The 6,930-nt window shown below is 41.9% G+C and carries 5 protein-coding genes; 4 read left to right on the top strand and 1 reads right to left on the bottom strand.

Annotation, left to right across the window (positions count from 1 at the left end):
* Window positions 1–286 precede the first annotated feature (286 nt).
* Window positions 287–1,552, bottom strand: a complete 1,266-nt coding sequence (locus H1P_RS29460) for an L-lactate MFS transporter (protein ID WP_144874459.1) — start codon at window positions 1,550–1,552, stop codon at window positions 287–289.
* 1,163 nt (window positions 1,553–2,715) lie between these two features.
* Here H1P_RS29460 and H1P_RS29455 point away from each other — a divergent pair.
* The 4 genes from H1P_RS29455 (at window position 2,716) to ctaD (ending at window position 6,817) form a co-directional block, all read left to right on the top strand.
* Entirely contained in the window at window positions 2,716–3,216 is a 501-nt protein-coding gene (locus H1P_RS29455) for a DUF2231 domain-containing protein (protein ID WP_144874457.1), read from the top strand.
* A 368-nt stretch (window positions 3,217–3,584) separates the two neighbouring features.
* A complete protein-coding gene (locus tag H1P_RS29450; protein WP_144874455.1) occupies window positions 3,585–4,190 on the top strand; it encodes a DUF2231 domain-containing protein in 606 nt (201 codons plus the stop codon).
* 9 nt (window positions 4,191–4,199) lie between these two features.
* Window positions 4,200–5,105 carry a cytochrome c oxidase subunit II gene (locus H1P_RS29445; RefSeq protein ID WP_144874453.1) on the top strand — a complete coding sequence of 302 codons (906 nt, stop codon included), beginning with the start codon at window positions 4,200–4,202 and terminating at the stop codon, window positions 5,103–5,105.
* Window positions 5,106–5,164: 59 nt separating this feature from the next.
* The gene (gene ctaD, locus H1P_RS29440) at window positions 5,165–6,817 is read left to right on the top strand and encodes a cytochrome c oxidase subunit I (protein WP_144874451.1); all 1,653 of its coding nucleotides are present in this window, start codon (window positions 5,165–5,167) and stop codon (window positions 6,815–6,817) included.
* The last annotated feature ends 113 nt before the right edge of the window (window positions 6,818–6,930 follow it).

Genomic DNA, 6,930 nt, shown 5'->3' with positions numbered 1-6,930 from the left:
TTTAAGCGAACCGTGAGAGATAAGTGAAATAGAACATACATAAAGGTCAACTCCTCCACTATGCGATTCAAGCTTATATAGCATTACATATCAGCGTTAGGACATCCTTAAACCTTGCTACTTGCTACTTGCTACTTGCTACTTCCGAGCAGATAAGTAATCTGTTCTAACCTAACTTTGTACGGCTATAGCTTATAGCTAATGGCTTATAGCTAATTTTAAGTGGAATAAAGTTACGTGGTGGGTTTAAAAAGATGTATCCCACCGATTTCTCAAAAAATCTCATTCAATCACGCTTTAAGGTAGTCATTGCGACGATAATTCCTATCATCGCCAGTAATGCCATTGGATAAAATGCGTAGGTGTAAGAGCCAAACAAATCGCGAATACGTCCAGCAGTCAGCGTTCCCAGTAGCGCACCCACTCCATAGGCGGAAAAAACAATACCGTAATTCTGAGGGTAACGATCGGGGTTAAACAACTTTAAAGTAGTTGCTGGCGCGAGTGCTAGCCATCCTCCCAAGCAAAACCAGAAGATAGAGAATGCGATTAAATAGGTGGCTATCTGTCCTTCCTGGGCGTTCATCATCATAATTGTGGCAATCAGAATCAGAACGTAAGAGGTAACTGCAACATAGCGCGGTTGAAAGCGATCGCTCAACCAACCAAATAAGGGACGACTTAGCCCATTAAACAAAGCAAAAAAAGAAACACTGGTAGCAGCTAAGGTTGGATTCAATTTGATGATTTCCTGAGCTACTGGACTAGAAATCCCAATCGCACTTAAACCAACTAATGTACCGATCATATAGCAAACCCATAGCCCATAAAAAGAACGAGTTTGGAAGATATTCGAGCTAGAGGGTTTCGAGTTAACCGTTTTGCTAGCAACAGCTTGCCATCCTTTAGGTTGCCAGCCAGATGGGGGTAATTTGAGTAAGGTGGAAATCGAGAGAATAATTACTGTAAAAACAATTCCCATCATCAATAGTGTTTGCTGTACTCCATAGCGATCGATTAATCCTTTGGCTAATGGGGCTGTCACGATTGGAGATAGCCCAAATCCCACAATAGTTAGACCTACTGCTAGTCCTTTCTTATCGGGAAACCAGCGAGCAGCAATCAACATCGGTACTCCATAGGCTGTACCCACACCTGTGCCTACTATCACTCCATAAGTAAGAGTTAGCATTAAAATGTTGGTGGCAAAGCTAGAGAGTACATAGCCAATACCCACAATCGCTCCTCCAATCATGGTTACTAGGCGAGTTCCCAGGCGATCTAGGTAAAACCCTGTGACAGTCACGAAAATCGAATAAAACATCAATGCGAACGTGTAAGGTAACAAGCTTTCGGTTGCACCAACCTCTAATAATGTTTCTATCGGTTGTCTAAAAATACTCCAAGAGTAAACTGTTCCTAAACACAATAGAACGATCATTCCCAGTAAGATGAGTAGCCACCGACCTTGTTCAGCAGGTAGCCCGAATAATCGCAAATTCTGGCTTTTATCTGCCGAATTGACCTTAGATAAGTTCTTATTAAGCACCATTTCTAATTAAAGATTTCTCTAACTTCTAATTTTTGATACTATTTTGACTAAAAAAACTAATCAAAACCGTTCCATCTGAACCCAGGGCTATTTCATTGTGAATATAATGCACAAGAAATCAATTTGACGGACGTTTGGCGAGGAAACCTCGAAAGACTCGGAGTCACCGAATGCGCGAGTTGACTATTTAATACCGCTTCTCATGCATTAACAAGAGACTGAGTTTGGAGCTAGGAGTCTGAATTTAGTAGAGACGCGACGGGACTTATCCCCATTCGAGAACAATGTAAACTCAAGGGGCTGTGTTCTGAAACAAATTCAGAACAATGACGAGCGACCCTGCCGAGGCTTCCTCGGCAAAGGAACGCGCGAGTGTTGACGGGAGGAAATGCCGACGGTCAGTCGGCATATTCCACTCCTGTGTTGACAACGCCCCGCCTGGGGAAACATGGCGGTCACACGATGGTCACGGGGTTTCCCAAAAGCTTCGATGGGATACGAGTCGCGAAACCGAGCGCATCCCTTTCGCTCAGAATACGCCACCTCGCCAGGAGACAGCCCCTCAAATAAGAGGTCTCTACAGGATTTAGTGTAAACAATAGTCTTAGTGTTTTTTCGTCAATTAAAAATAATGTGATATCTATCTAGCCAGTGCGCGAAAATTGGGATAAGTTCTCTAAGACGGACTTTGGTTGTCAGACAGATCGGAAATTCTCTGTCTAGGAGAATAAAATAGCCCCGATCTGAAATTGAGCGTTGACAATAGATGTTAATACATAAATAGATGGTTGTAGTCAATCTTACAAGATAGATATTTGTTTTTCAGTAAATTATTAATAAGCGATATTTGAAAACAATAAATAATATTGAGTAAATCGAAATCTAATCAAGGCTACATAGCGATCGCTTTTTCCGTAATTCTCGATGAATTTGAAAGCTCACAATTGATAGCGAGTATTTTACACCTATTAAGCAAAGCTAAAAAAAACAGTTGTTCATATTTTTGCTAGTTAACATAACTATAGAAAATGCAGGAATCAATTCTGTTTGGACAATTTAATCGTTAAGTAACTGCTTAAAACTTTAAATCAATACTATGTATTGATATTTTTCAATAGCAGGTTTTTATTTTGATTAATGATTAATTAGTATTAAAAATTAGAATGTTTGAAAACTTACTACCTCCCCTCAACGACCATAATTTACCCTATCCCGATACGATTCATCCCATTGTTGTTCATTTTGTGATTGCGATGGTACTATTCGCATTTTTTTGCGATGTTGTAGGGTATTTTAGTAAAAACTATAAGTTATACGAGGTTAGCTGGTGGAATATGTTTTTTGCCACAATCTCAATCTTTATTGCCATTGTTTTTGGACAAATAGAAGCAGGTTTAGCGATCGCCTATGATGCTGCCGAACCGATTTTAGATCTACATACTATCATTGGCTGGTCGCTATCAGGAATAATTGCTGCAATTACAGGCTGGCGTTATGTAATTCGCTCTCAAGACCCCCAAAAGATGCCTTTAGCATATCTGGGTATAGGGGTGCTGTTAACAGGCTTGGTATTTTTTCAGGTATATCTGGGAGATGAATTAGTCTGGGTATATGGTTTGCATACAGTCCCCGTCGTCGAAGCAGCAAAAGAAGGACTTCTTTGAGGAACAAAGAGCAAGGAAAGAAACAGAAACAGAAAGGAAATTCCCTTACAACCAGAAACCCTAATGTATCCTTGTATTCCTGCACTGACCTGCACCGATCTCACAAGAGTGGGTTTTTGACGGGCGACATAAACTCCCGAAATCAATTCTAAGGTCGTAAGTTTGGGATTTCCCCAGACTGTTGAATGCCCGCATCGGGAGCTGCGCCCTCACAAAGAGGTGAGTGTATATGTATACTATCTTTATCAAGGAGCTCTTAGGCTTTTCCCACATCAAGATTCCTAGGTTCCCCCTCTGCCCATTTCAGCCATCAAGTGTAAAAAGTTTACCCTTGTAAGAATACCCCCATACCCCTACACCCTCGAAAAATGAATTCTGAATTAATCAATCAATTATCAGGACAATTAGGAGCAAATGGACTTCCTTATAAGATTCCCATTCACCCTAATTTAGTCCATCTCACTTTAGGCTTATTTATTATTGGTATTGCTTTCGATCTAGTCGGGGTGTTATTTCCCTTCGACAAAGTAGTATTCAAATATTTAGCTATTCCCGCTACCCGCGCCAGCTTCTTTGATGTAGGTTGGTACAATATGCTGGCTGCTGCAATCGTGACCTTTTTTACAGTGGCATTTGGCTTTTATGAAATCATGCTGGTCGAATCAAATCCTGATATTAAAAGTGTCTGGGGCTTTGGAGAAATGGAAACTATGCTTTGGCACGGTGTAGGAGGCGTTTTCCTTTTAGCTGCCATCGTTGGCATGGCTATCTGGCGTGGTTTTCAACGTTATGTATGGCGTAATGATACCAGCCGACAAGTACAGTGGAGATATTTGCTCTTTGGCTTATTTATCATGTTTATCATGTATCTTCACGGCACATTAGGGGCGCAACTAGCAGCCGAATTTGGCGTTCACAATACCGCAGGAAATTTATTGCGCCTCGGACAAGACCCCAATACCCTATTAAGATGAGGAATTTTTGTGAGATTAAAGAGTATTATAATCCTTGGTGCGATCGCTATAGCTTTGGTAGCAATCAGTATTTGGATGGGACAGGTATCCTATTCCTGGTTTCCTCCTCAAGCTTCGGCTGAATCAGTGCTAATAGACAAATTATTTAGCTTGCTAACTGCTATTGGTACGTTTATTTTTCTGGGCGTTACAGCAGCGATCGTTTATACAATTATCTTTAATCGGGCGGGCAGATACGATACCAGTGATGGACCACCCATTGAAGGTAATGTGACCTTAGAGATAGTCTGGACGGCGATCCCTTTGCTGATTGTCTTTGTTATTGCTGCTTTTAGCTATCAAACCTATATGGAGATGTCCATCAGAGGACCAATGGAAATGGCACATATGCAGATGCCGAAGGCGATCTCTCCTGCATATGCCGAATCGATAGAGGAAAGTGTTCCACCCATGACTAATATCGAAGTAGAAGCCAAACAATGGTCTTGGGTATTCCGTTATCCAACAAAAAATATTACCAGCACCGAACTACACTTACCTGTAAACCAACGCGCTCATTTAGTTATGCGATCGCCAGATGTCATCCACGGCTTTTATATTCCTGCTTTCAGAGTGAAGCAAGATATTATTCCCCAACAAAACATCGACTTTGAATTTACCCCCATTCGTACTGGAAAGTATCGTCTACGGGATTCTGAATATAGTGGCACGTATTTTGCTGCAATGCAGGCAAATGTGGTAGTGGAATCAGCAGAAGATTACCAAAAGTGGCTCGCTGATGCTGCTACTCGCGAACCTTCTCCTGCTCCGAATCAAGCTGCCACTGAATATGCCTTGAGGGAGGAAAGAGCGGATAAAGCAGCTTGGGCAACGGTTGTTCCTGCTCCTGCACCAGTAGTTAATTATCATCCTTAGAGAAGATAATCAATAACCAATAGAAAATAACCACCAACTAAAACCATTTATTAAACTTCATGACTCAAATTGCACCCCCAAACCCGTCAAGTGAGGCGCATATCCACGAAAAACCTCTTAGTTGGCGACGCTATTTTAGCTTCAGTACCGACCATAAAGTAATTGGCATCCAATATATAGTTACAGCCTTTTTCTTTTACCTAGTCGCTGGCATCTTTGCCATGATTATGCGGGGTGAATTAATTACCCCCGAACCAGATCTAGTCGATCGCACAGTGTATAACGCTTTGTATACCATGCACGGCACAATTATGCTGTTTGGTTGGATGTTTCCCGTGTTGTTAGGATTTTCTAATTATCTAGTTCCCATAATGATTGGGGCGCGAGATATGGCTTTTCCCCGTCTCAACGCGGTGGCATTCTGGATGGTTCCCATGTTCGGAACCCTGTTTATTCTCAGTTTCCTCGTCCCTGGAGGTCCAGCTCAAGCGGGTTGGTGGTCTTATCCCCCTGTCAGCATTCAAAATCCTAGCGGACAATGGCTCAACGGTGAATTTATTTGGCTGCTAGCAGTAGCAATCTCTGGGATTTCTTCGATTATGGGAGCAGTCAATTTTGTGACTACCATCGCGCGAATGCGTTGCCCTGGAATGGGTTGGTTCAAAATGCCTGCCTTTGTTTGGACGGTGTTAGCTGCACAAATTATTCAACTGTTTGGATTACCTGCTTTAACTGCTGGTGCGGTTATGCTGCTGTGCGATCTAAGTTTCGGTACTACCTTTTTCGATCCCGCCCAAGGTGGCAATCCAGTTTTATTTCAGCACTTTTTCTGGTTTTATTCCCATCCTGCGGTTTATGTGATGATTCTGCCTGTATTTGGCATTTTTTCCGAAGTTTTCCCCGTATATGCCCGCAAGCCCTTATTTGGCTACAAAGTAGTCGCTATTTCTTCCCTAATCATTACCGCATTAAGCGCAGTTGTTTGGGTACACCATATGTTTGCCAGTGGTACGCCTGATTGGATGCGGGTTTTGTTTATGTTTTCCACCATGCTGATTTCAGTGCCGACGGGAATTAAAGTCTTTGCTTGGGTAGGAACGATTTGGGGCGGTAAACTTCGTCTCGATACGCCCATGCTATTTGCTTTGGGGGGATTAATCAATTTTGTCTTTTCTGGCATTACAGGAATTATGCTCTCCTCTGTTCCCATCGATATTCATGTCAACAATACTTACTTTGTAGTCGGACACTTTCACTACGTTATTTATGGGGCGATTGTCTTCGGATTATTTGCTGGAGTCTATCACTGGTTTCCCAAGATGACAGGAAAAATGTACTACGAAGGATTAGGAAAGCTTCATTTCTGGTTAACCTTTATTGGTACTACCCTTAATTTCCTCCCCATGCATCCTTTAGGCTTGATGGGAATGCCTAGACGAGTTGCTTCCTACGATCCAGAATTTGCTTTTTGGAATGTACTAGCTAGTCTTGGTGCGTTTTTATTGGGTGTGTCCACTGTACCTTTTCTACTCAATATGATTAGTTCTTGGATTGCTGGTAAAAAAGCTCCAGATAATCCCTGGCGAGCAATTGGTTTGGAATGGTTGTTATCTTCTCCTCCTGATGTTGAAAACTTTGAAGAACTTCCCATAGTGATTGCAGAACCCTATGGCTATGGTAAGTCAGAACCATTAACCGAAAATATGGGGTGAGGAATGAGAGCGGAGGTGTCGGAGAAAACTATTCAAAGCATTGTAGATTAATAGGACTTACGCATTGACAGAATAATGAGACAATGCACTCTTAAGTAGAAGACATCAAAAAA

The organism is Hyella patelloides LEGE 07179 (assembly GCF_900659865.1).
Lineage (GTDB): Bacteria > Cyanobacteriota > Cyanobacteriia > Cyanobacteriales > Xenococcaceae > Hyella > Hyella patelloides.
Note: the sequence above shows the minus strand (reverse complement) of the source record. Positions and strands in the feature narration are given on the sequence as shown.

Bases quoted from the DNA above. Each gene is read 5' to 3' on its own strand.
- H1P_RS29460 (WP_144874459.1), bottom strand. From the start codon at position 1,552: ATGGTGCTTAATAAGAACTTATCTAAGGTCAATTCGGCAGATAAAAGC.
- H1P_RS29455 (WP_144874457.1), top strand. From the start codon at position 2,716: ATGTTTGAAAACTTACTACCTCCCCTCAACGACCATAATTTACCCTAT.
- H1P_RS29450 (WP_144874455.1), top strand. From the start codon at position 3,585: ATGAATTCTGAATTAATCAATCAATTATCAGGACAATTAGGAGCAAAT.
- ctaD (WP_144874451.1), top strand. From the start codon at position 5,165: ATGACTCAAATTGCACCCCCAAACCCGTCAAGTGAGGCGCATATCCAC.